The organism is Muribaculum sp. NM65_B17 (assembly GCF_004793735.1).
GTDB lineage: Bacteria > Bacteroidota > Bacteroidia > Bacteroidales > Muribaculaceae > Muribaculum > Muribaculum gordoncarteri.
Map to the genome: position 1 here is coordinate 313,922 of NZ_SRYY01000005.1, position 21,437 is coordinate 335,358.

Consider the following 21,437-nt stretch of genomic DNA (forward strand, 5'->3'; position numbering starts at 1 on the left):
ACATGAAAATCGACATTAAAAAATTGAAAGGTATTGACTTGTATTACTACATAACAAGTGACGAATACCCCGACAAGGACTTTTCGGAAGCCGTGTCTTTGCTGATGTATGCACAACCGAACAAGGATGAAGCCTTGAAGTTGCTTGAAGAGGTCGTAAAGAAAGGCAAACGACTTGTTGCCATTTATCCCGGAACGGGTGATGTTGCACCCCAAAGGGCGGAATTTGTCGGCGACATTCCCGATGGGGCTTTGTATGTCTTATAATGGAAAAGGGTTGCTTCTATCGGCAACCCTTTCTTTTCATTCACCATACTTGCTTGGCAAACTTCGATTTGTTTTCTTTCGGTGAATAATCCCCTTGCGGATTACACACTTTTTATTCTGATACGGCTTTTCTTCCGTTATACCGTATGCCCACAACCGGGACTTTGACACCCCCAAATCTTCTGGGGTGAATTGGTCAAAGATGGCAGATATTGAACCGAAATATCGGTGCAATGCGCCCTCCAAGCAAACGTGATATATTGTATTGCCATTCATATATCATACTTTATATTACATTTTTGAAATTCAGTGCATTTGTGGCATCGCTTTTTTATCATGCGCCTTTTCTTTATGAAATAGCCCCATGATTTTATCCAATACCGCAATCCGTGAGTAACCACCAATGTTATGCTTGGTGTATTTGTCATTGCACGTTTCATGCAATACGCGCAATCATTTCGTATTCTTTTCAATGCAAGTGCAAAATGATAATCAAACCTTTCTTTGACATTATCAATAATTATTTTGTCCGCGTCCCGTCTTAAAGGACAACAATAATGCGAGCAGATGTGGCAAGCATGATTGCAATTATTACAACTTTGGTATATCATACCTTATAATTTATTTTTGATTACACTTTCTATCTTTTCTAATTCTTCAATGGTCAAAGATTTGGTTTTGTCATACGACTTAAAGAATTGGGTGATTTTGTTACGCAAAGAAATACGGCGTTGTTCCTTTTTGTAATTTATAACATCTTCTTCCGTGGCAAGTCGGCAACTTCTATAAGCGTCACCAACCATTGAACCATCTTTCTTGCGGAATCTATATGCCCCGGCTTCAAATTGTTTCGGTGTTACCCTTGTGACTTGGGCAATGGTTGGTATATTATACCAACTACTTGCACAAAAAACAACGGAATCACCCACCTTGATATTTTCAAAACATTGTTCCATACTATTTTTTATTTGCAAAGAAAATCCATTATTTATGTAATTCGTTGTGATACAATCTATTCTTATTTGCAAGGAAATATATTGTCACGCAACAGGGCAATTTCACACAACGAAAAATCCCTTTGAATCATTCCGTGGAAAGAAAGCTGGGCAATATCTTTGCTTGGTAATTGTTTAACACATAAACCGTCACTTCTTACATTGAAATCCACATTTTGGTTTTGCTTGATATATTCAATTGTAAGAATGGCAACTTCTTTGCACATTCGCAAACGAATTTCGTTCACCCTTTCAATGTATTCTTCTTTTGTCATTTGGTCATATTGTTAAAGTTAAACCATTCACGGGGCGAATTGACCGCCGCTTTCTTCACTTTCCGATAAAAGGCTTTGTTCAGCTTGCGCAGCCTTGCCAATGCTTCATGCGGTTGCCAACGGAAGTTGGGCATGACTTCATTGTTTGCCATGTAGATACCGCCTTGTTTTGGCTCAAAGTGTGCAAAGGCAACCAAGTGTCCATCCTTGACAAAAACAACCTCTGAAACGGCTTTATTTGCCTTGCCGTGTGATGCCAAACGCTTGCAGCCCGTGTAATACTCCACAATCTTGCGTTGTTGTTCCATTGCCGCTTTGACCTTTTCTTGTTGATTGTGCCGGAAGTCCCGCAAGTTCCGGGCAACGGTTTTGCGATATTCGGCAACATTGATAGGGTCTTTCCCGGTTGCCATATCATAAGGCAACAACCCATCCGCAAACATCTTGACGGCGCGGGTAAAGTTTTCTTTGTCCACAATCTTTGCTTCAAGTTCGTTCAGGAACTCAACCGACAACCCATGTTGGGTTGAAAGTTCTTCAATACTTGCTTTTTTCATACAAAAGTAATTATTTTATTTAATATAACATCAATCAAATAAACTTTTCGTGCATTGCTTACTTAACCATAAAGATGCACTTTCGTTGCTTATCCACCATTCAAAGCATTGTTCCGGGGATTTGAAATTGTCATAATGCCCTTTTTCCATAAGTTCGCGGATAGCACGAATATAAACCCTTTCCGCAACAAGAGGGAACATTTCAAGTTCGCGCCTTTTCTCCTTGACTGATGCAAGGGGGCAAAACAAACATCCAATGCGATGAAATCCCATGTCGTATAAGTCGCAATAAGGCATATTGTTTCCTTTGATGAAATCCCAAACATCCGTGTCCGACCAATGAAATATCGGGGAAATAACAACCTTATCTTTGCCCTTGATGCAATAAACTTTTGTGTCCGAATCAAGGTCAAACAACATTCCACCACCATTTTCATACACCAATTCATTCCCGATTATGTCAAAGCCGACACCCTTTTGCCCAATTACTTCTATTGTCTTACGATTTGCCCTTTTGGAACTTTCAGCAGCACGAACACCGACACAGGTACAAGACCCCGCCCCGGCTTGTTCTTTGAGTGTTGCGCAACAATAACGTGCTTGGCGGGTAGGTAATAACTTTTTTTGGATAATGAGTTGCCGCATATTTTTCTTTGGCAAATTCAACTTTACTTGTGGATAGTTAGCACGAACAAACCGCATAAGATTGGGAGAATCAACGGATGTAACTTGCATTTCCGCATGATACTTGCACCCGGACAATTCCATTAAAGCAAGTAACACTTGGGAATCCTTGCCACCTGAAAAGGCAACGTGAAAGCCCTTGTCGGACATTCGCATTGCCAATGATTCAGCCTTTTTGATGAATTTGATGGCTTCTTTTTCCTTGTTGAATAGGTTTTGTTTCATAGTGATACAATACTACATACAAGTAGGAAGTTCATGTGATTGCAGCCGATGCCCGGCAAGAACCAATAAGGCTTCATTCATAGGAAAAGAACGTGCGATTGTTCCCGGTGTGCCGTGGTTGATTGTCGGCGACCAATATGTGATGCAGACACCCGAACCATCCGAATAAAATTCAACTGAATGCGCCTTGCCATTGTCAAGGGCTTTGATAGTGTCCATTATACGAAGTTGGGCTTCATAATCCAACTTTCCAATTGCTTCTTTGATATTCTGTTTCATTGTGCGAAAGTATTTGTGGGGCGGTTGCCCGCCCCGGTTGATATTAAAGTTTGTAGAAATCAATAGTTGCATCCTCAACCGTCAATGTGTGTGTCGGCTTAACACCCGCTTCTTTGATGAACCCGAAAAACAAGGTGTCAGGTTCGCGATACACATAAACGAATTGACCTTTCAATTCGATTTTTTCGGCAGTCCCGAAATAATCGGTGGTGTCTTTGATGTCTTGGCAAAAACCCCACATTCCATTGTCGATTCCCTCACGATTGATTGCGTCTAAAAGACGGAAAGTTTCTTTTTTCATTGTTGCGAAAGTTTTATTTATTATTACTCTTGTGTTTTATAGTAACACACTGCAAAGATAATAGTTTTATTTAATACAACAAACATTTTGGGAGAAAATTTGCACTTGCATTGCAAAAATGTGGATAAGTAAAGCATAAGTCCGGGTGAAATAATAAGTGTATCACTATAAAACATAGTAATTTTGGGCATGATTTGATTTGTAACACATAAACCATTTAGAAAATGAAAGAAAAAATTTTGGCATTACTGATTGCAAAGTTTTCAGGCGTGCGAAAAGATGTCCTTACCCACATGGCACGTGCTTTTGCGTTACAGGTGGCAACGGAAGATGAAGCGAAAGCCCTTGTCGAAAAAATCACTGATGCGCAGGTGAACGAATTTGTCAAGGAAGTTCGTGCAGATGTGGACAAAGAGGTGTCCGAAAGCAACAAGACCTTTGAAGCGAACTTGAAAAAGAAGTTCAATTTCGTTGCCAAACAAACCGAACCCGGCGGCAAGGGCGGCAAGGATGATGAACCCGACCCCAACGACATTTCCGCCGTGATTAAAGCAGCGGTTGCCGAAGCGGTCAAGCCATTTCAAGAAGAATTGTCCGGCTACAAAGCCGACAACATCGCAAAAGCAAGGCTTCAGGCATTAAACGAGAAGTTGAACGGATGCAAGGATGAGAATTTCAAGTCGCAAACCCTGAAAGACTTTGCCCGAATGAACTTCAAGGATGATGCAGATTTCAATGAATACTTGACAGGCAAAGCAACGGACATTGAAACCGCAAATCAAAATGTGGCAAACGACAAGTTGAACAATGCCGGGGGAAGCCCGCTTTTCTCACAGAAAGAAGAAAGTGGTATTTCCAAGGGCGTTGCCGAATATGTCGAAAGCCAAAAGCCCGGCAAAGACAATTTCACGGGCAAGGAAATTTAACTTTTAATTTTTCAAACGTATGTCATTAACGATTAAACGAAAGAAAGACAACCGCGTTGTGAAGTGTATTCTTCACCGCGTTGCCGATATTCCCGGTGGTGTGACGGTTTCCGTTGCTAATTTGGGCGGTTCGGCTCTGTTTGAGGGTACACCCCTTGCCGTTGGCGGTAATGGCTTGTATGTCGTTGTTAAGACCGCGCAGATTGTAACGGCTGCAACCGCAACCGCGACAACCTATGAAGTTGCCAAAGGACACCATTTCAAAGTTGGCGACCGTTTCGCAACTGATGCTTGCAATGGTCAGCTTATCACGGCAATTGACAAGACCGACCCGGCAAAAGATGTTATCACCGTTGGCACAACGCTTGGCGCGGCAATCACCGCCGGAACGTGCGCATTTGAATCCAAGGGAGCGGACAAGACATTGAAGAACACCCCGGTTGCCATTGCGGGGTCAAACTATGATGTCGAGAGTGGCGAAAACTTGTTTACTGATGCGTGGGTTATCGGTGTGGTACGCAAAGCCAATGCCCCGATTGTCAATGATGCCATTCTTACGGCATTGAAAAATATCGCTTATGTTTAACCCTTAAAATGTAAACAGATATGCAGAAATCATTGATGGTAGGGTTGAATGAAAAGGATATGGAAGCCGTAATTCGTACTTACGACCTCAAAGATTACTATTATCCAACCCTTTTCCCGCTGAAAGAAACAAACTTCTTGACGTGGAAAATGCTTGAAGCGCAATCCGGCTTGAAGATTGCCGCCGACCTTGTTTCAAGGGGTGCGACCATTCCAAGAAAGACCCGTGAAGCGATTTCAAGAATCCAAGGTGATATTCCCAAAATCACCATTTCAAAAGAAAAGAACGAAGATGAATTGACCGAATACGACATTATGGTTGCCATGTCGAGCAACAACCCCGACTTGAAAGCCCTTGTCGAATTTTGGGCGGAAGATACCAAGTTTTGTTGGGATGGCGTTGCAGCCCGTGCCGAATGGATTGCATTGCGTGAAATTTCGCTTGGAAAGGTCAAGTTCACCAATTCCAACAATGCGGCAGTTGTAACCGAATACGATGTTGATTATCTGATTCCGGCAGAACAGAAAATTGGTGTTGCAACGGCATACGATTCCGGCACGGCGGCAAAGCCTTTAACCAAGGATATTCCCGCCGCCCTCAAATTGGGCAAAAAGTTGTTCGGTGCAAAGTACAAGTTCGCATTTATGAATGTTGATACCTTTGAAAAACTTGCTTCACAGGAAGAAGTTTGGAAGAAGTGTTCTTCATTCATTCAGAATGCAACGGGAACACAGGATGCACCCGACCTTGCGACCGTGAACGCATATCTTGCCAAGAAGAAAGAATTGTACCGTGGTTTGCAGATTATCGTAATTGACCAAGACATTATGATTGAACTTGCCGATGGTTCGCGTGTCACCTCAAACCCCTTTGAGGATGATGTAATTCTTTTCTCCGAAAGCAAGGTTCTTGGCAACACATATTGGAAGAAACCGATTGATGCGAAGAAGTTGCCCGGCAGCGTAGCCGAAAAGGTTATGCACGGACATACCCTTGTCAAGAAGTATTCCAACGAATCGCCCGTTCAGGAAGTCACCGAGGGAATCGCAAACCTTTTCCCCGCTTGGAATCTTGCGGGTCGTTCCGTACTGATGCAGACCAACGCAACATCTTGGAATAAGAACTAACATGACCAATGGGGCGTGAAATATAGCCCCAACGGTCTTTTGCAAGAAAAGGAGATATGACAAACAAAGAGTACATAACCAAATCATTGAATGGCTTGAACATTTCAGATGATGATATTGAAATTATCATGTTGAAAGGTTCGGTCAATGCAGACGCGCCCGCCGATGCGAATGCGTGTGATATGGCAGTTTATCACAGAATGTCGGCGGTGATTAAGGGCATGACACAAAATGTGTCCGAGGGCGGATATTCTATTTCGTGGAATATGGATGCCGTCAAATTGTTTTATGCGGCATTATGCAATGAATTGGGAGTTGAAAACGTGCTTGTCAATCGTCCCAAAGTCCGTGACCGTTCAAATTTTTGGTGATTATGGCAATGGTGAAGCAATATCCACATTTCCTTTTCATTGAGGAAGCAACCGAAAGCATCCAAGATGCTGATGGCAATTGGACGGAATGCACGGTGTCGCGCAAATTCATATCAATGTGCCGTGAAGAATCGGATGGCAGAGGAACGGAATTTCAAGTTGCCGGGGGCGAATACCACAAGGCAACATCCGTTATTCAATGCCCGAAGAATTGCCCCAAGGTAAACAAAGGCGCAAAGGTATTGATTGCAAACGACCCCGAATGTGCGGATGTCCGCATTGAGGGAATATGCCTAAACTTTGACCCGGCACAACTTCATTCAAGGCTATGGGTATAACGGCGAATTTCACGAAAGATGATGTCAAGGCGCGTTTTGATGCGTTTCTTGATGAAATCCAAAGAAAGCAGATTGCGAGGTTGCAAAGACTTGGCGAAATGTGCTTGATTGAAGCCCGGACAAACAAGGGTTACATGATGCAGACAGGCGCATTGCTTTCTTCAACGGGTTATTCCGTCTTTGTTGATGGTGTCGCCGTGCATACCCAATTTGATGCCGCGAGTGGCGCACAAAGTGATGCCGCCGCAAAAGGTGTCAAGGCTGGACAAACCCTTGCCGACCAAATCGGCAAGGAAACAAAGGGTGTTGCCCTTGTTGTGGTTGCCGGAATGAATTATGCCGCCTATGTTGAAGCAAAGGGAAGAAACGTGCTAACAAGCGCGGAACATCTTGCAGAACGGGAATTGCCCCGGATGTTGGAAAAGTTGATAAGTAACATTAAACGTGCAGCAGAATGAAAACACCATTTGATACCGATGCAATCTTGTTTGCGTTGCTTGATGGCAAAACATCAATCAAGGGTGGTTGTTTTGTCGGGGATGATAGACCCGAAGATTCAACCGATGAAGATATTGTTGTGAACACCATTGATTTGCCGCAAGACAGTTTGCCGCAAATCGGCACTTCAAACATCAACATCTATGTCAAGGATACAAGCAAGAAAATCAAAGGTAAGGTGCAAGTTTCCGCCAACCGCACGAGATTAAAAGCCTTGGCAAATGAAGTCATGGCAATAGTGAGAAACGCGAATATAACAGGGTTGAAAGCCATTGTCGGCAACATGGTTATTATGAACGAGCCGACAACCAAACAACACTTTGCAAACATTCGCATTGATTGGAACATTCAAATTGATTAAATTATGGCAACGAATACAAGAACATCTTTAATCACCCTTGGACTTTCAGAAATCCAAGTTGGTGTAGCGTCCAAAGCCGGGACAATGCCGACCGCATTAAACAAAATCGGCAAGACCTACAAGGACACGTGTAAAATTGCCCAAGATTCCGCCGATGTGACCGAGCATTACGAAGAGGGTATGGCAGCCCCGGAAGTGCGCAAGAAGTCACGTAAGATTCCCCGTTTGACATTCTCCATCATGGATGCCAATGTGCAAGACTTGGTGGATTATGTCGGTGGCGAAAACATTGGGTCAGAAACCAAGCCTAAATGGGGATATGATGGCAACGAAGTGGTTGCAGACAAGGCAATCTTTGTCAAGACCGAACAGGGCTTGGACTTTGAGATTCCAAACGGTGACATTGAAGCGGTTATCAACGCGGATATGTCGGCAAAGGGAATTTTCCTTGTTGATTTCACCGTTACCCCTATGGCGGTAGATGCTGGAAAGGCATTGCGCGGCATTCCCAAGAAGAATGCGTGAGTCGGGGCATAAACAGAAACCCGAAGCCCCGGAAATCATTGTTCCGGGGCTTTACTTTTTATAAGCGATTATATGGAAGATATAAACAAACTTGAACAAGAGCGAAAAGAATTGAACACCTTGATAAACAAGGGTGTGTCTTTCGAGGTCAAGGACATTGAGTTTGAAACCCACAAGCGATTCTTTGGGCTTGTAAAGAAACGTGTTCCCAAGGAGGTGACACGAACATATAAAATCGAGGAAGTGACACTTTCAACCCTTGACCGTCTTTCGGCTGAATGGATTGAATTTGCCATTGATGAAACCTTGATGAAGTCGGCGGACGGAATGAAGCGGGCAAGGGGGCTTGCAAAGGAACACGCGGTGCGTTGTGCAAGAATCATTGCTATTGCCGTATTGGGCGAAAATCGGTTGATTCCTTACCCGCACAAAGGCGGAACACGTTGGGTTGAAGATGTGAATGCCATTGAGGATTTGACCGCCTTATTCGCAAGGAAAATCAAGCCATCCCGGTTGTACCAACTTTGTGTTCTTGTCAATGCGATGTGTAACCTTGGGGATTTTTTGAACTCTATTCGATTGATGTTGCCGGAAAGAACCACAATGCCGAATCGGATAGAGGAAAACAACGGGGTCTAAATAGTCCACATGGGCGGCGTGGCGCAATATGCGAACATTTCGGGTGGACTTATGACTACTTGTTACACGGCATTGCATGGTCAATTGTTCAACGCATGATGATTGATGCACCAAGTTATGATTTTGAGGATAAACAGGATGTGCAGGAAATCAAATTGACAGAGGACAACAACGAACAGATTATGAACTTTGTAAACTCAATGATGTAATGGCAGAAATTGACGGTGGGGCATTATCTTTCAAATCCGTAATGGATAATGACCAACTAAATGTGGCAATCGAAGAAACCTTGCGGCGCGTACAAGGCTTTTCCGATGCCGTTGTTGGGTCGGGTGAAGCAATGGATTCAACCACACAAGAAATGGTTGAATGTATCGAGATTCAGAAACAAGTCATTCAGGATTTGGAAACAAGTGTTTCCGAATTGAATGCCCGTATTGATTCAATCGAACCGGGGGACGCGCAAAATATCCTGATTGAACAAGCCAATGCCGCCCGGAAAGAACTTGAAGAAGAAAGGCAAGGTTTGGTGGCGTTGGAAAACCAATTGAACACCTTGCAACAAGCGAATGCCGGGGCGGCGATGTCGTTTGAAGATGTCCGGGCAACCTTGGGACAAATCGGCGCAGCTTGTGAGGTACACGAAAAGGAACTTGCAAGCCTTGAATCGGAATATAACAGATTGGGTACGGAAATGGGCAAAGCCTTTATGTCCGGGCGCGATGATGAATATATTGCCTTGAAGCAGCAACAAACCGCGATTCAAGGTGAAATTCGTGTTCGCAAATCATTGTTGAATGAGTTGCGCGACCAATCGAATGCCCTTGAAGAAGTGGCAACCAAGATTGAAACGGAACGTGCCAATGTTGAAAAGGCGGCAAATGCGCACACTTCTTTGCGCTCAAAAATCCGTGAGGTCAAAGAAGAAATGGCAAATTTACGTGCCAATGGCATTGATGAAAATTCGGCGGCTTACAAAAACCTTGTCAATGAGTTGGGACGGTTGCAAGACATTCAAGGTGATATTCAGGCGCAAGGGTCAATCATGGCAAATGATGAAAACCAATTTGCGGGTATGTTGTCCGGGCTTCAAGGTGTTGTCGGTGGCTTCACCGCCGCCCAAGGTGCGGTTGCCTTGTTCGGTGCGGAAAATGAAGAATTACAAAAGATAATGTTGAAAGTGCAATCCCTGATGTCAATTACAATGGGATTGCAACAGGTGGCGCAAACCTTGAACAAGGATTCCGCGTTTTCCCTTGTAACCTTGAACAAGGCAAAGGAGTGGTGGAACAATCTTTTGGATGTCGGACGCGGAAAGCAGATTGCAGACACGGCAGCGATGGAAGCCAATACAGTTTCCCAAGTTGCAAACACCGCTTCAAAGACCGCCGGAGCAACGGCAGAAACCGCAAAAGCGACCGCACAAGCAGCAGGAACAGCGGCGGCAAATATGAATACAGCCGCCCAAGGTGCAAACACCGTTGCAACAGGCGCACAAGCGGCAGCAGCAACCGCCGGAACAGCCGCGAATATCAGTCTTGCTGGAGCATTCCGAATGGTCGGGGCGGCGATTAAGTCCATCCCGGTATTCGGTTGGATTCTTGCGGGCATTTCGGCATTGATTGCCCTTGTGTCCCACTTTGTCGGCAAGGCAAATGAAGCCAAGAAAGCACAAGAAGAATGGTATAAATCCGTTGCCGAAAATGTGTATAAACCCGTTGCGGCGATTGAAGAATTGTCCGTGAAGTGGAACCAACTTGGGGACAATTTGGAAGCCAAAAGAAAGTTTGTCGAAGCCAATAAAAAGGCATTCGATGAATTGGGCGTGTCCATCAATGATGTACGGGATGCCGAGAACCTTTTGAGTGACCCGGCGCAAGTCCAAAAGTTTGTGAATGCCCAAATAAAAAAGGCGGAAGCAATGATTTACGTTCAGCAAGCACAAGAAAAGGTGAAGACCTTGATGGAGCAAGAACAAAAATACAAGGGAATGTCCGACACGAGAAGTATGTGGGTGCAGACTTCAAGTTTTGGCACGGGATATTATGTGCAAGTGCGCAATAAGGAAAAAGACGATTTGAAAGTTGCCAATGAAGCCTTACGCAAGGAGATTGAACAAGGATTCAAGAATGCGGCAGCGGCAGAAACCGCCGGGATGACCATCCTTAAAAATGCCGGAATTGAGGGGGCTAATACATACAAAGCGGGAACTTTGGGGGCAATCCAAGAAGCAATCCGCACAAAACAGGAAGCCTTGAACACCCTAACAAACAATGAGGATTACAAAAAGGCTTTGAAAGAAATTGAGGATTTGCAGAAGCAAGCCGACAAAATCACCGGGACAAAGAGAACAACGGGTGGTGGTGGCGGTGGTGGCAGTTCCATCAATAAAGACCCTTTCTTGGAAAGATTGGCGAAATACAAGTCAGAATATACCCGGTTTATGAAATGGATAAATTCGGGTGATGATGTGTTGGTAAAAGCCGCAAACCAAGAATTTGCAAAATTACTCAAAGAGGGCGCGACATACATTGACTATCTGAAAAACCAACGTGATATAATTTTGGGTGTTGATGTTGCAAATCGGACAAAGGCGCAAAACAAGCAGTTGCGCCAACTCAATGATGCCATTGCGGAAGAAACTAAAAATACCGTATTGGAAGCATTCAACAATGAATTGTCCGAACAACTGACCAATGCGAAATCCATCCTTGAAATGCTGAATATCATTGAGAAGAAGCGCAAGGAATTGTCCGGCGATGGTACGGAGTTGGACAATGCCAAGAAAGAAACCTTGGATAATGCCGAAAAGGATGCCCAAACCAAATTGAAAGAGGAAACAGAATCTTTGCTTGAAGAATATGCTTCCTACATGGAGAAGAGGCGGCGCATTGATGAACAATACAATGCCGACCTTGCTTTGCTCAACCAAAGACGCGCGCAAGCCCAATTGGATTCAGAGCGTGCCGAAATAGATGCGGCAATTAAGAACCGCACAAGGAAATATGAAGCCGACACAAAGGGGTCAGGAAATGCCGATTATGATGCGATGTTGGCAGATTATGGCACATTTGAGCAGCGCAAGCAAGCAATCATTGAATCTTATGCTGAAAAGCGCAGAATTGCGGAAGAAATGGGCAATCAATCAATGATTGATGCACTTGATAAGGCACAACAACAAGCCTTGTCAAAATTTGCCCTTGACCAAATGAAGATGTCCCCGGATTGGGAATTGATGTTCGGCGACCTTGACGAAATCACCACCAAAAAACTTGAAGAATTGATTGCAAAAATCAATGGGCTTGATGGTGCATACCTTGGTATTGAGTTTGACCCGAAAGACCTTGAAACCTTGAAGAAGAAAATCGAGGAAATGAAAGGCGAAATCCAAGAACGCAATCCGTTCAAGGCTTTGATTTCCTCAATCAAGGACTATTCAAAGGCGGCAGACAGCGAAAGCAAGAAAAAGGCTTTGTCCAATATGTTTGAGAGTGCGACCGGGGCGATTGACCTTGTGAAAGGCTCACTTGATGCGGTTGTGTCCGGCATGGATAAGATGGGCATTGCGATGGATGATAATACGCAAGCCATTTTGGGTGATATTGGTGGAATCCTTGATGGCGCAAGTCAGATTTCACAAGGTATCGCAACGGGCAACCCCTTGTCTGTAATTCAAGGGTCAATCGGTTTGCTTTCATCCGCCTTTGACTTGTTCAATTCCCGCGACCGCAAGGCGGAAAAGCAAATCAAGAAACACCAACAAGCAATCAAAGACCTTGAAAACGCATACAAGCAACTTGAATGGCAGATTGACAAGGCTTTGGGTTCTGATGTGTACGAGGGGCAAATGCAAGCCATTCACAACATGGAATCCCAACGGCAGCACTTGCAAGGAATGTGGGAAGCCGAGGAAAGCAAGAAAAAGACAGACCATGACAAAGTACGTGACTATAAAGAGCAATATGCGGAACTTGGGCGGCAAATCGAAGATATGTATGATGCCATTTCCAAAGACATATTGCAGACAGATGCGAAAGATTTTGCCGGGTCGTTGGGCGATTCCCTTGTTGAAGCATTCAAAAAGGGTGAAGATGCTTCAAAGGCATTTAAAACAACCGTGAACGAAGTTTTGCAAAATGCAGTCGTGAACCAATTGAAAAAACGATTCCTTGAACAACAATTGCAAGGTGCGCTTGACCAATTGGAATCCAACATGGGATATTGGAATGGTGATGATTTCGTGTTTGATGGTCTGACGGATGCCGAAATTGAATCATTCAAACAAAGGGTTCAAGCAGCCGCCAACAACTTCAATCAAGCCTTGGGCATATATTCGGACTTGTTCAAAGACATAATGGGCGAAGAAGATGCCGACACTTCATTGACGGGTGCGGTTAAGGGTGTAACGGAAGAAACGGCAAGCATTGTCGCCGGACAAATGAATGCAATCCGTATCAACCAACTTGAAGCCACGGTGGTATTGCGCCAATCCTTGTTGCAATTGAACACGATTGCGGCAAACACCCAATATAACCGATATTTGGTGAAGATAGACCGTATCATTTCATTGTTGGAAAGTTCCGGCAACACCTTACGTTCACAAGGTTTGTCCTAATATGTATCACTATAAAACGAAAATATAATGAATCTATCAAAAGAACTTGCAGAACGCGCCCGGAAAAAGGGCATTTGCAAAGAATGGCATGATGAATTATTGTCACTCAAAGACAAAGACAAGATGATTAAAATGTATTTGCGTGGCATTGATTTTTGCCTTTCCAATGATTACCCCGAAAATGACTTCATACGAAGCTATTTCAAGGGGGCAATGGAGAAATACGGGGTTTTCCTTGATGATGCCGTAAAAGTCGAAAATATGCCCAAATGCGTGTGTTTGGGGGCTTGTTCCGGCAATGTCTTGGCGGACAACTTCAATGCTTGTGAAGTTTTCGTGAAGCACAATTCGGAAATTGTCATTACGGCAAAAGACAATGCCTTTGTCATGGTTGATGTTTTCGATAATTCAACGGTGATGATTCATGCACATGACCGGGCAAAGGTGTGTGTGAACAGATACGGCGGCACGGTCAAAGATTTTGCCGACAATGAAGCAGTGATAAAGATTCGGGAAAAGAACAAAAAAACTTATTGATATGGATGCAAACAATATAATCTTTCAAATGCCTTTCGATGAAAGCGATGGGGCAACAATCGCGTATGATTACAGCCAAAACCGCGCCGATGGCATTGTGTCCGGGGCGCATTTTGTCGCCGGAAAGAATGGCAATGCGATTTCCTTTTCAGGGAATGACACTTGCGAAGTGTCGAAAAGCATATTGCCCAACATGAATGTTGAATTTACCATTCTTGCATGGGCGCAAGGTGGGGAAGCCGAAAGCGGTTCACCCCAAAAGATGATTTGGAACTTGAACTTTGCGGGCTTGAACAAATACGTTGAAGTCTCAATCGAAGCAAAGCCCGGTTCTTGGTTCTCGCTTGCCGTTGCAAGGCGTGGCGGTTTGTTCCAATTCTATGTCAATTCATCATTGATTAAGACCATCAACAATTCCGGCACACTCAAAGGCATTTCATTGAATCAAGACTATTACGGCGGTGATTATGGCTTTGGCTTGCTTGATGATGTCAAGATTTACAATGTCGCTTTGACGCAAGCCGACTTAATCAATGAATTGTCAAATGCAAAACAACAAGCATATTTGTTGGATGGTGTGGACTTCAAGACATTTGGCGTGTATGTGTCCGGGTCTGACGGCATATTGACAAGACCGAAAATGAAAGCCCCCGCAAGCCTTTCTTGGGACAATTACCACGGTGAAAGTGTTGATTTGTACCACAAATTCTATGAATCACGCGAAATCACCTTGTCATGCTTTGTCAAAGCTGATTCAAAGATGGATTTTATCAAGCGTGTTTCGGAGTTTGAAGCCCAATTTGACAAGAGAGGAACAAACCGCCTTGTCATTGATGTTCACCCGATTAAACCCTTGATTTATGAAGTCTATTGCAAAGATGCAATCGAAATTCAAAAGGAATGGTCGGATGAATTGATGGTGGGTACTTTCAAATTGAAATTGATTGAACCCGAACCCGTGAAACGTGTATTGAAGCACATTCGCATTTCTGATTCAACAAAGACTTGCACAATCACCTTGACAAGCCACAAACTTGTGAACATCTATTGGGGTGACGGGCAAGTTGATTATGACATTTCAGGCGAAAACAGAACCATTACACATGATTTCGCGCAAAACGGTGACTTTTTCCCGGTGATAACCGGGTGCATTGAGGAAATCACTGACTTTAATACAAATGCAATTGTTGTATGGGAACGAATTTAATAATCCAAAAAGCGGATGGAAGTCTTGTGCCTATTCAAAACAGGCACACGGCAACCCGCGTAACATCCGGCAAACAAACTTGGGCGTTGAATGCGGAAGATACTTTGAATATCACCGTTGAATCCCCTTTCCCTCAAAAATACAATATCGGTGATTCGATTACCGTGTTCGGTCGTGACTACAAGTTGAACCGATTGCCAAAGGTTAAGCGAACCGGGATGCACGAATTTTCCTATGATTTGGAATTTGAGGGAATCCAATATGACCTTTTGCGCGTTACATACGACTTGACCATTGACACAACCAACAATCAATTGCAGGATGTCCAAGGAGATTCCCTGACGGGTGATTTGCGGCGGTTTATGGTCGTGTTGATTGCTAATGCCAACCGTGTGTTCCCCGGCAAATGGAAGTTGGGGACTTGCCCGGAAACAATCGGCGACAAGACATTGACATTTGGGGAATCCGATAATTGCTTGTCGGTTCTTCAAAACCTTTGTGGCGAAAGCAATTTTGGGGTTGAATTTGAGATTGAAACAGCCGATGGCATTCACACGGTCAATTTGAAAGAACGTGTTGGACAAACCTTGCCTTACACTTTTATGTATGGCAAGGGGAATGGCTTGTATGCCTTGAATCGTGACAATGTTTCAAACTCTAACATTGTCACCCGGTTAAAGGTGTATGGCAGCACGGAAAACATTACAATGAAATATCGTGCCGACCGCTTATGTTTGCCCGGAAAGAATAAGGCGCAATCATATATTGAAAAGCCCGAAGCCGTGATGAAATATGGAGTATTTGAAGCCCGGAAGAACTTTGACAACATCAAACCAACATACACGGGTGTTGTTAGTGCCATTGTTGCCGGGAACGTGCTTCAATTCAAGGATAATTCTTTTCCCTTTGATTTGAATGCAAAAGAACCCGATGGGGAAACAACCAAATATCTTATTGCCGGGGTGGATGCGAAAATTCACTTCAACACGGGCAATCTTGCCGGATATGATTTCACGGTGAAGAATTATGACCATGCAACGCGGACTTTCACGTTGAACAAACTAACTGACGACCGGGGCGATGTGTTCCCGTCTGAAACTTCTTTGGCATTTCAATTCGGTGTCGGTGATGAATACAAGATTACCGATATTGCCTATTCGGAAGAAATAGAGCAAGCCGCCGAAAACAAGTTGGCGGAAGAAGCGAACAAATACTATGACCAAAACAGCCAACCAAAGGTTCAATATGGCTTGACCGTTACAAAGGAGTGGTTGAAATCCCTTGTTGATGCAACGGATGATAAGGTTGTGAACGTATTTGTCCCCGGTGATTATTTGCACGTTGTGGATGATGATATTGATGTGGACAAGTCAGTGCGCATTAAATCATTCACACGCAACATCCTATCCCCTTATGATTACCAATTAACCATTTCAGACATAACAACCAACACACCAATCATAAACCGCGTTATTTCCGACCTGATAGACATTGACAAAATAATAACTATCAACAACCTTAAAGACCCAACAAGGGCGCGGGCAAATTGGCGGTCAAGTCGTGAAGTGTTGGACATGGTATTTGACCCGGAGGGCGACTATTACACCGACAAAATCAAGCCAAATTCAATTGATACCCTTGCATTGTCGGTTGGTGCTAAATCAATGCAATTCGGTTTGACAAACACAGTCTTTCAACCAAACTACAATGGCAATAAAAATGTCATAAAGTGGCAAGGCGGTGTCTTGACCCATTACACCATCAACGAAGAAACGGCGGTGTCTTGGGTTCTTGCTGATGGACAATTGACACTTGACAAGGATTCGGATGCGTACTACATTTATGCAAAGTGCGCAAAAGGCAGTCAAGCCGGAACAATCGTGTTCACAAAAGAGCAACACAAGGTGGATGGCGATGCCAATTATTATTATTTTTGGATTGGTGTGCTTAATTCGGTTGATTTTGAACTGAAAGCCCGTTCCCTTGCCTTGACCTATGGTTTCACGATGGTAAACGGTCGCTTTATCAAGACCGGGCGCATTGAATCGGCAGACGGCACAACATACTTCGATTTGGACAATTCCGAAATCGGCGGGCGCATTGTGTTCACCTCAAATGGTCAAGAAAAGACCCTTGAAGAATTGGGGCAAGAAGCCCTTGAAAGCAAGGATTTCATCAATAACACGTTGCCCGGCATATTGTCCGAAATCCAATCACAGCTTGACGGACAGATTGAACAATGGTTTGATACCTACAACCCGACCATGAATAATGCCCCGGCAAATGAATGGAAAACGACCACCGACAAGGAAGCCCACTTGGGTGACTTGTTCTATAATACCGACACGGGCAAAGTGTTCCGTTTTGTGAAAAATGGAAATGTGTATTCATGGCAGGAATTGCAGGATTCAGAGGTTGCACAAGCCTTGGCAATCGCAAATGATGCCTTGAAACTTGCCGGAACAAAGCGGCGAATTTTCACTTCAACCCCTTACACCCCCTATGAAGTGGGCGATTTGTGGGTTCAAGGTGCAAACGGTGATATTATGCGCTGCAAGACCGCCCGTTTGTCCGGGGCTTATTCTTCCGGCGATTGGGAAAAGGCTTCAAAGTACACCGATAACACGGCATTGAACAATTTTATCAATAACACATATACAAGCGCAATTGGCGACCTGACAAACCAAATTGACGGCAAGATTGAAACATGGTTTCAGACAACTGACCCGGCAGCATCTTGGACAACAACGGCATTGAAGAAAAAGCACGTTGGCGATATGTGGTTTAGAACGGACAAGAACACGTTGTGGAGATATTCAGGTTCTTACACATGGCAACAGATTCAAGACCAAAAGGCGATTGATGCCTACAATGCCGCAAGCACGGCACAGGACACCGCCGATGGCAAAAGACGTGTGTTTGTTACGACCCCTAAACCGCCTTATGACATTGGCGATTTGTGGGTTGATGGAAAGGATTTGCGCCGTTGTATCACCAAAAGAACAACAGGGTCTTATGTTGCAAATGATTGGGTCGTTGCCGTGAATTACGACAATACCAAGACAATCATTGACGGTGGTATTGTAACATCCGGCACAATCCAAGTGGCGGGCGACAACAAAAGCATCCTTGCGGGTATAACCGGGCAAGGAACGGCGGCAACATCCATCCGCTTTTGGGCTGGTGCATCCTTTGAGAATCGCGCAACCGCGCCTTATAGGGTGATGCAAGACGGTTCGGTTGTTATGACCAAAGCAACCGTTGAGGGTATAATAAATGCCATATCCGGCTATATAGGTGGCTTCAAAATCCAACAAGGACAAATCGGTTATGGTTCTTCATCCGAACAGGACACAACCACGGGACTTGCCTTGTTGCGTGATTTTATACGCTTCAATAACGGACAACAACGTGTCTTGTTGGGGTGTTTAAGTTCTTTGGGCTATCCTTTTAATGGATTGATGGAATTAACCGGGACAATGGGAACAACGCTTGAATTGCACCACAAATATGCAAGTACAAGTGATGAATCCCTTGAACATTGGTATCGCCCCAAAGCCCTTGCAGTGTTTGGGAATCAATACAATCTTGGCAAGATTGCCATGTTTGAAAAAGGATATATCGGACAGGCATACACAGATATTATTCAAACCCATATCGGTATTACACACAAGTACCTTTTCACAAGCACGGGAACAAGCACATTCCTTGGCATAAATTTGCCGACCAAATCCCAAATTGATTCAATAACGGGCAATGTACCCGTACAATTTGACCTTGAAATTGTTTGTGACCGCACGATGCCAAACAAAATAAGGATATATTCAAAAAGTGGTGCGTATGTATATGACAACAATGGCAATGTGATAACATCTAACGAAAGTTCCAAGAATGGTATCGACATGGCAAAAGGTGATGTCTTGCGATTAAGATATTACAATGGTGGATGGAATAGGATATTTTATCATTATTAAAAACAATATGGCAAAAATACTTTTAGCAAAATTTTTCGGTGTAGGAATGCCGCTTGATTTGCGGCAAGTAGATACAAAGCAAGGCGAATACCTAACGGAATTAAGGGAATCCGGGTTTCTTGATTTCGTGCCGTGTGAACCACCAACGGAAGAACCGGGAAAAACCGTTGTTGAATCATACAACATCATTGATGGCAAGTTGGTACAATCATGGATTGTTCAAGATTTGCCCGAAAATGATGCCGAATAGGTCAAGTTATGCTTTACTTATGCAACTTTGTGTTTTATAGTAATACAATTAGGTAATTTTGTAAACGGATTAAATTTTCTGAAAATGGACAAAACAAGGTCGGGCGAATTTGTTTCGCCCCAAATCGGCAAAATGGGCATTATTGACGGTTTGAACAATGGTGATTTCACCTTGCCGGACGGTCAAGTGTTCAATATCAAGAATGACGGTGTGCAGCCCGTGAAACTATCGGTGCAGCTTGCCGGAATGAGTGATGGCGATTTCATTGAAACGCAATTCGATTGCGGTTGGAATCCTGAAATAATTAAGGCGGTGAAGCAAACTTCATTGTCGGGTACTAACTTAAAATGGGGCTACTAATATGGGACTTCTAATTGGCATTGGCGGAACAAAACCGTCTTTCCCTTATGATTATTATTATGGCATTGAATGGGACATTACCGTGTCCAACAAGAAGCCAACGAGAATCGGCAAAATGGAACTTCACCAATCTTTGCCGCTTCAAAACATGATGCGCCGTTGCATCCTCAAAGATGATGGTTCGGTGAATTACTACTTACACGCAAACGATTCAACCAAGCGTGATAATGGAGCGGCGGCAGACCTGACGGGCGCACATGGTCAATACATGGTTGAATTGCCGGATGTGTATGTACGTTTTGAAATGGACGGCAACAAATGCCGACACTTGCAATCCACAGAGCCTTTGCCCGGCTTCAAGAAGTGGCGAAAAGACTATGTTTCGGCGGTTGAAGCGACTGTTCACAGACCGACAAACACCCTTTGCGCGGTTGTGAACAATACGGCGGATTATCGCGGTGGCGGCAATCAATCTGATTGGGATGTGTTGAGCAAAACACAGCTTGGAAAGCCCGCAACAAACATCAACTTAAACAATTTCCGTGCGTATGCCCGCAAGCGCGGTTCAACCGAATGGAATTGCAACTTGTATCAAACCCACAAGAAATTGTGGTGGCTTTTTGCGGTTGAATACTGCAACTTTGATTCACAAGATGGGTTCAATGCCGAACTAACAGAAGATGGATTCAGACAGGGCGGTTTAAGTGCGGGTGTAACCACCTTGAACAGCACGAAATGGTCTAATTTCTGCGGCTATTACCCAGTAATTCCTTGCGGTACGACAAACAGCCTTGGAAACCATACGGGCGTTGTTGAATACACCATGCCGGATGATTACGACCCCGGTGTTGTGGTGAAAGTCAATGTCCCGTCTTATCGAGGTGTTGAAAATCCCTTTGGGCATATTTGGAAGTGGACGGACGGTTGCAAATGTCTGATTCAGTCGGAAGCCGATGGCGGTTTGTCTGAATTTTATGTTTGTGATGACCCGGCGGCATTTACAAGTTCCGGCACGGCAAACTACACCTTGCGCGGCAATTTACCCCGAAAAGAGGGCTATGTGAAGAAATTGATTCTTGGTGAGGATGGCGAGATTATGCCCCTTGAAGTAGGTGCAGGAAGCACAACATATTTTTGTGATTACTTCTATACCAACATCCCGGCAAGTGGAGTTTCGGAACGTGGCGTTTTGTTCGGCGGTTCTGCGGATTCTGGTGCGTCTGCGGGGTTCGTGTATGCGCGTACGAATTTTACGGCTACGAGTGCGTATGCGTTTATCGGTTCTCGGCTTTGCTTTTATCCTCAAATCGAACAAATCGAAGCAGCGTAAAATGGTGGCTTGATGTCTTGAAAGAAATAAAATAAAAGGTTGTCCGATGTCGTGGCGTTTTGTTCAGCGGTAATGCGAATAATGGTGCGAATGCAGGGTTCGTGTATGCGAATACGAATAATACGGCTACGAATGCGAATGCGAATATCGGTTCTCAGCTATGCTTGTAAAAATATAGTTGCATATCGGAAACCTTGCCACAAAAACGACC

23 protein-coding genes are annotated in these 21,437 nt (G+C 44.1%); 17 read left to right on the forward strand and 6 right to left on the reverse strand.

Going from position 1 to position 21,437, the window contains the following annotated elements:
- Positions 1-2 precede the first annotated feature (2 nt).
- Entirely contained in the window at positions 3-266 is a 264-nt protein-coding gene (locus tag E5354_RS09725; protein WP_135947331.1) for a hypothetical protein, read from the forward strand.
- Between the two features lie 614 nt (positions 267-880).
- Here E5354_RS09725 and E5354_RS09735 read toward each other — a convergent pair.
- From E5354_RS09735 to E5354_RS09760, 6 genes are all read right to left on the reverse strand, one after another.
- Positions 881-1,222, reverse strand: a complete 342-nt coding sequence (locus tag E5354_RS09735; RefSeq protein WP_135947333.1) for a hypothetical protein — start codon at positions 1,220-1,222, stop codon at positions 881-883.
- A gap of 62 nt (positions 1,223-1,284) precedes the next feature.
- Positions 1,285-1,536: a hypothetical protein gene (locus tag E5354_RS09740; protein WP_135947334.1), complete on the reverse strand. Its 252-nt coding sequence runs from the start codon at positions 1,534-1,536 to the stop codon at positions 1,285-1,287.
- Positions 1,533-2,093 (reverse strand): hypothetical protein, encoded by a 561-nt coding sequence (locus E5354_RS09745; RefSeq protein WP_135947335.1) that lies wholly within the window; start codon positions 2,091-2,093, stop codon positions 1,533-1,535. Before E5354_RS09745 ends, E5354_RS09740 begins: the two co-directional genes overlap by 4 nt.
- A 30-nt stretch (positions 2,094-2,123) precedes the next feature.
- A complete protein-coding gene (locus tag E5354_RS09750) occupies positions 2,124-3,002 on the reverse strand; it encodes a phosphoadenosine phosphosulfate reductase family protein (RefSeq protein ID WP_135947336.1) in 879 nt (292 codons plus the stop codon).
- 12 nt (positions 3,003-3,014) lie between these two features.
- Positions 3,015-3,281, reverse strand: coding sequence for a hypothetical protein (locus E5354_RS09755; RefSeq protein ID WP_135947337.1), 267 nt, complete (start codon positions 3,279-3,281; stop codon positions 3,015-3,017).
- Positions 3,282-3,324: 43 nt separating this feature from the next.
- Positions 3,325-3,582 carry a hypothetical protein gene (locus E5354_RS09760; protein ID WP_135947338.1) on the reverse strand — a complete coding sequence of 86 codons (258 nt, stop codon included), beginning with the start codon at positions 3,580-3,582 and terminating at the stop codon, positions 3,325-3,327.
- Between the two features lie 224 nt (positions 3,583-3,806).
- On the opposite strand from E5354_RS09760, the gene E5354_RS09765 reads away from it, so the two are divergent.
- The 16 genes from E5354_RS09765 to E5354_RS09845 all read left to right on the forward strand — a co-directional run bounded on the left by E5354_RS09765 (position 3,807) and on the right by E5354_RS09845 (position 21,226).
- Positions 3,807-4,508, forward strand: a complete 702-nt coding sequence (locus E5354_RS09765) for a hypothetical protein (RefSeq protein ID WP_135947339.1) — start codon at positions 3,807-3,809, stop codon at positions 4,506-4,508.
- A gap of 19 nt (positions 4,509-4,527) precedes the next feature.
- Complete coding sequence (locus E5354_RS09770; RefSeq protein ID WP_135947340.1) at positions 4,528-5,094, forward strand: hypothetical protein; 567 nt, start codon at positions 4,528-4,530, stop codon at positions 5,092-5,094.
- Between the two features lie 20 nt (positions 5,095-5,114).
- Entirely contained in the window at positions 5,115-6,221 is a 1,107-nt protein-coding gene (locus tag E5354_RS09775; protein ID WP_135947341.1) for a major capsid protein, read from the forward strand.
- A gap of 56 nt (positions 6,222-6,277) precedes the next feature.
- Positions 6,278-6,592 (forward strand): DUF6706 family protein, encoded by a 315-nt coding sequence (locus E5354_RS09780; protein ID WP_135947342.1) that lies wholly within the window; start codon positions 6,278-6,280, stop codon positions 6,590-6,592.
- Positions 6,593-6,594: 2 nt separating this feature from the next.
- Positions 6,595-6,930, forward strand: a complete 336-nt coding sequence (locus E5354_RS09785; protein WP_135947343.1) for a hypothetical protein — start codon at positions 6,595-6,597, stop codon at positions 6,928-6,930.
- Positions 6,921-7,388, forward strand: a complete 468-nt coding sequence (locus tag E5354_RS09790; protein ID WP_135947344.1) for a hypothetical protein — start codon at positions 6,921-6,923, stop codon at positions 7,386-7,388. Before E5354_RS09785 ends, E5354_RS09790 begins: the two co-directional genes overlap by 10 nt.
- Complete coding sequence (locus E5354_RS09795; RefSeq protein WP_135947345.1) at positions 7,385-7,789, forward strand: hypothetical protein; 405 nt, start codon at positions 7,385-7,387, stop codon at positions 7,787-7,789. The genes E5354_RS09790 and E5354_RS09795 overlap by 4 nt, the downstream gene beginning before the upstream one ends.
- A 3-nt stretch (positions 7,790-7,792) precedes the next feature.
- The gene (locus tag E5354_RS09800) at positions 7,793-8,314 is read left to right on the forward strand and encodes a hypothetical protein (RefSeq protein ID WP_135947346.1); all 522 of its coding nucleotides are present in this window, start codon (positions 7,793-7,795) and stop codon (positions 8,312-8,314) included.
- A gap of 72 nt (positions 8,315-8,386) precedes the next feature.
- Positions 8,387-8,953, forward strand: a complete 567-nt coding sequence (locus E5354_RS09805) for a hypothetical protein (RefSeq protein ID WP_135947347.1) — start codon at positions 8,387-8,389, stop codon at positions 8,951-8,953.
- 208 nt (positions 8,954-9,161) lie between these two features.
- On the forward strand, positions 9,162-13,568 hold the full coding sequence (locus tag E5354_RS09815; RefSeq protein WP_135947348.1) for a hypothetical protein: 4,407 nt from the start codon (positions 9,162-9,164) through the stop codon (positions 13,566-13,568).
- Between the two features lie 27 nt (positions 13,569-13,595).
- Complete coding sequence (locus E5354_RS09820; RefSeq protein ID WP_135947349.1) at positions 13,596-14,105, forward strand: hypothetical protein; 510 nt, start codon at positions 13,596-13,598, stop codon at positions 14,103-14,105.
- 1 nt (position 14,106) lies between these two features.
- Positions 14,107-15,312 (forward strand): LamG-like jellyroll fold domain-containing protein, encoded by a 1,206-nt coding sequence (locus E5354_RS09825; protein ID WP_135947350.1) that lies wholly within the window; start codon positions 14,107-14,109, stop codon positions 15,310-15,312.
- Complete coding sequence (locus E5354_RS09830) at positions 15,297-19,286, forward strand: hypothetical protein (protein WP_135947351.1); 3,990 nt, start codon at positions 15,297-15,299, stop codon at positions 19,284-19,286. The genes E5354_RS09825 and E5354_RS09830 overlap by 16 nt, the downstream gene beginning before the upstream one ends.
- Positions 19,287-19,293: 7 nt before the next feature.
- Positions 19,294-19,536: a hypothetical protein gene (locus E5354_RS09835; protein WP_135947352.1), complete on the forward strand. Its 243-nt coding sequence runs from the start codon at positions 19,294-19,296 to the stop codon at positions 19,534-19,536.
- Positions 19,537-19,620: 84 nt separating this feature from the next.
- A complete protein-coding gene (locus E5354_RS09840; protein ID WP_135947353.1) occupies positions 19,621-19,896 on the forward strand; it encodes a hypothetical protein in 276 nt (91 codons plus the stop codon).
- A gap of 1 nt (position 19,897) precedes the next feature.
- The gene (locus E5354_RS09845; RefSeq protein ID WP_135947354.1) at positions 19,898-21,226 is read left to right on the forward strand and encodes a hypothetical protein; all 1,329 of its coding nucleotides are present in this window, start codon (positions 19,898-19,900) and stop codon (positions 21,224-21,226) included.
- The last annotated feature ends 211 nt before the right edge of the window (positions 21,227-21,437 follow it).

What these genes read in the sequence shown, in the direction of transcription:
- E5354_RS09725 (WP_135947331.1), top strand. Translation starts at nt 3, where the DNA reads ATGAAAATCGACATTAAAAAATTGAAAGGTATTGACTTGTATTACTAC.
- E5354_RS09735 (WP_135947333.1), bottom strand. Translation starts at nt 1,222, where the DNA reads ATGGAACAATGTTTTGAAAATATCAAGGTGGGTGATTCCGTTGTTTTT.
- E5354_RS09740 (WP_135947334.1), bottom strand. Translation starts at nt 1,536, where the DNA reads ATGACAAAAGAAGAATACATTGAAAGGGTGAACGAAATTCGTTTGCGA.
- E5354_RS09745 (WP_135947335.1), bottom strand. Translation starts at nt 2,093, where the DNA reads ATGAAAAAAGCAAGTATTGAAGAACTTTCAACCCAACATGGGTTGTCG.
- E5354_RS09750 (WP_135947336.1), bottom strand. Translation starts at nt 3,002, where the DNA reads ATGAAACAAAACCTATTCAACAAGGAAAAAGAAGCCATCAAATTCATC.
- E5354_RS09755 (WP_135947337.1), bottom strand. Translation starts at nt 3,281, where the DNA reads ATGAAACAGAATATCAAAGAAGCAATTGGAAAGTTGGATTATGAAGCC.
- E5354_RS09760 (WP_135947338.1), bottom strand. Translation starts at nt 3,582, where the DNA reads ATGAAAAAAGAAACTTTCCGTCTTTTAGACGCAATCAATCGTGAGGGA.
- E5354_RS09765 (WP_135947339.1), top strand. Translation starts at nt 3,807, where the DNA reads ATGAAAGAAAAAATTTTGGCATTACTGATTGCAAAGTTTTCAGGCGTG.
- E5354_RS09770 (WP_135947340.1), top strand. Translation starts at nt 4,528, where the DNA reads ATGTCATTAACGATTAAACGAAAGAAAGACAACCGCGTTGTGAAGTGT.
- E5354_RS09775 (WP_135947341.1), top strand. Translation starts at nt 5,115, where the DNA reads ATGCAGAAATCATTGATGGTAGGGTTGAATGAAAAGGATATGGAAGCC.
- E5354_RS09780 (WP_135947342.1), top strand. Translation starts at nt 6,278, where the DNA reads ATGACAAACAAAGAGTACATAACCAAATCATTGAATGGCTTGAACATT.
- E5354_RS09785 (WP_135947343.1), top strand. Translation starts at nt 6,595, where the DNA reads ATGGCAATGGTGAAGCAATATCCACATTTCCTTTTCATTGAGGAAGCA.
- E5354_RS09790 (WP_135947344.1), top strand. Translation starts at nt 6,921, where the DNA reads ATGGGTATAACGGCGAATTTCACGAAAGATGATGTCAAGGCGCGTTTT.
- E5354_RS09795 (WP_135947345.1), top strand. Translation starts at nt 7,385, where the DNA reads ATGAAAACACCATTTGATACCGATGCAATCTTGTTTGCGTTGCTTGAT.
- E5354_RS09800 (WP_135947346.1), top strand. Translation starts at nt 7,793, where the DNA reads ATGGCAACGAATACAAGAACATCTTTAATCACCCTTGGACTTTCAGAA.
- E5354_RS09805 (WP_135947347.1), top strand. Translation starts at nt 8,387, where the DNA reads ATGGAAGATATAAACAAACTTGAACAAGAGCGAAAAGAATTGAACACC.
- E5354_RS09815 (WP_135947348.1), top strand. Translation starts at nt 9,162, where the DNA reads ATGGCAGAAATTGACGGTGGGGCATTATCTTTCAAATCCGTAATGGAT.
- E5354_RS09820 (WP_135947349.1), top strand. Translation starts at nt 13,596, where the DNA reads ATGAATCTATCAAAAGAACTTGCAGAACGCGCCCGGAAAAAGGGCATT.
- E5354_RS09825 (WP_135947350.1), top strand. Translation starts at nt 14,107, where the DNA reads ATGGATGCAAACAATATAATCTTTCAAATGCCTTTCGATGAAAGCGAT.
- E5354_RS09830 (WP_135947351.1), top strand. Translation starts at nt 15,297, where the DNA reads ATGGGAACGAATTTAATAATCCAAAAAGCGGATGGAAGTCTTGTGCCT.
- E5354_RS09835 (WP_135947352.1), top strand. Translation starts at nt 19,294, where the DNA reads ATGGCAAAAATACTTTTAGCAAAATTTTTCGGTGTAGGAATGCCGCTT.
- E5354_RS09840 (WP_135947353.1), top strand. Translation starts at nt 19,621, where the DNA reads ATGGACAAAACAAGGTCGGGCGAATTTGTTTCGCCCCAAATCGGCAAA.
- E5354_RS09845 (WP_135947354.1), top strand. Translation starts at nt 19,898, where the DNA reads ATGGGACTTCTAATTGGCATTGGCGGAACAAAACCGTCTTTCCCTTAT.